Raw genomic sequence first — 2,056 nt, forward strand, 5'->3', positions numbered from 1 at the left:
ATCGACATTCGTGGACTTCGCGCACGGCAATTGACAGCAGAAGACGGCAATCAATTTGACTGGATTTTGGTCATGGATGATCAGAATCTTGCCTCAGCGCGTCGTATGCTGCCAGAAGCGCACCATAAAATACATAAACTGCTCTATTGGTATCAGCCAGCTCAGACACCCGATGTGCCTGACCCTTACTACGGCGGACAGGATGGCTTCGAGCAGGTTTTCCAGCTGATTGACCGAGGCTGCCAGGCCTTTATTGAGCAGGTGCTTAACAGCACATAAATAGGCCGGGGCAATATGGTGATTGCCCCGGCCCGATGGCTCATGCCGAGTTTTCGTTAGCCTGATCGTCTGTCTTTGACGCTGAAGCTTTGGTTGCCGGACTTGATGCCGTTTCATTGACAAAAATATCGGCATCGGCAGAGACAGGCGTTTTAAATACGGCCGGTTGTCGCTCGTAGCTGGTTTTAATGGGTTCCACGACGAAGCGAGGTCGTGCCGTCGGTGAGCTGCCACGCAGCACTTCATGAATGGCCGCACTGACCGACACCTTCTCCTGTTTCGCGACAGTAGTGCTAGACTCAACCACGACGCTTGCCTCGTGCTCTTCCACTGATTCATCGCTTTCTGTGGTTTGTGGTGTCACAGCCTCTTCCACTGATGGTTGGCTGCTGTCTTCTGTTTCGGCCACGGTCGCCTCAGATGAGCTTACGTCCGGTGCGGGTGAAGTGGGCCCATTTTGAGCTGTCTCATCCTCGACTGCATCCACGGCGGATGTGGCTTCGTCAGCATTTGGCGTTGGGCTATCGTCAACGACGCCTGTGCTGTCCGATTGGCTGTGAACATCGGACATCCCACCCTCTGTCGCCGACGAGGGTTCAGCCTCTTGTTCGGCAATCGTCTCCGGCGGTTCAGGCTTGGTATCGACTTCCCCAGATGCTGTGGCGTCTGCCGTCTTGCTTGACACGACCACAGGACTCATCACATCACTACTTTCTGCAACATTCCCCGTGGCTTTTGTTTCGGCTGCCTCAGCAGGCTGCTGACCTGATACTTCGGTAGTGTCATGGCTACGTCGACGCCGCCCGCCATATTGCGGTGGCTTACGCGTTCTCGGCCGCGGGGCAACTTCTTCCACCGGAGTCGTTTCTGCCTCGACAGTGGCGTGGGGCACTGGTGTTGCTTGCGCACCATCGCCATTGGCAACAGGCTCAGGTTTGGCGACCGCATCCTGCGCGACTGTGTTGGCCATGGCATCGTTCGCCGTCGGTGTCGTTTGCGCTGTGTCGACAGGCTCAGGTGTCGCTGTCGTCTCTGCCTCACTTTCTTGCGCTGCGATAATGGCTTTGGCAGCTTCCGGTACGGGGTGAACGCGACGCGCCTCTCTCGATTCGCGTGGCGGCCTTGGTGGCGTCGTTGCTTCTACGGTCGGCGCAACAGATGTTTTTTCGGTTGTTACATTGGCCGATGATCGTGCCTGTGCCGGCTTTTCCTGCGCAACCTGACGTTGTTGACGCTTTTGATTGTGATTGCGACGGTTCCGATTTTGTCCGCGATTTTGCCTGCGGTTTTGACTACGATTCTGAGTATGTCCTTTACCGTTTCTTGATTGGTTACGCGTATTTTTTTTCTTTGCTGTCTTTTTCTTGGGTTTTGCTTTGAACAGTGAGGCAATCGCGGCGACTATGCGTGCAAGCAATGAAGGTTTTTGCTCCGCCGGCTTGGTTTTTCGCTCGGAGGCTTTTGGTGTTGGCGCTGGCACATCTGTGGGCACGCCACTCACCGCAGGCTGCTCGGTTGGCTTGGCGCTGACTTGTTCGTATTCAGGCAGCTCCGGCGTGCCTATGGTTTCATAGCTTGCGTCTTCGGCAGTTTCGTCCGCCTTCAGGCGTTCGACCGAAAAATGCGGCGTTTCCATGTGAGGGTTCGGAATCACTAGGATTGAGACTTGATGCCGCTTTTCCAGTTGAGCGAGTATTTGCCGCTTTTCGTTTAGCAAAAAGGTACCCACCTCGACTGGCACAACCGCACGCACTTGCTGTGTGAGAGGTTTGCTGGC

At 55.2% G+C, this 2,056-nt stretch carries 2 protein-coding genes; one reads left to right on the forward strand and one right to left on the reverse strand.

The window, feature by feature from the left end; genetic code table 11:
- A partial coding sequence (locus D6694_10470) for a low molecular weight phosphotyrosine protein phosphatase (GenBank protein ID RMH40033.1) occupies window positions 1–279 on the forward strand: 279 nt, incomplete at its 5' end.
- A 40-nt stretch (window positions 280–319) separates the two neighbouring features.
- Here the strand turns inward: D6694_10470 and D6694_10475 are convergent.
- Entirely contained in the window at window positions 320–2,032 is a 1,713-nt protein-coding gene (locus tag D6694_10475; GenBank protein RMH40034.1) for a hypothetical protein, read from the reverse strand.
- Between the last annotated feature and the right edge of the window lie 24 nt (window positions 2,033–2,056).

The sequence above is a fragment of the Gammaproteobacteria bacterium genome (assembly GCA_003696665.1).
In the GTDB taxonomy this organism is placed as follows: Bacteria; Pseudomonadota; Gammaproteobacteria; order Enterobacterales.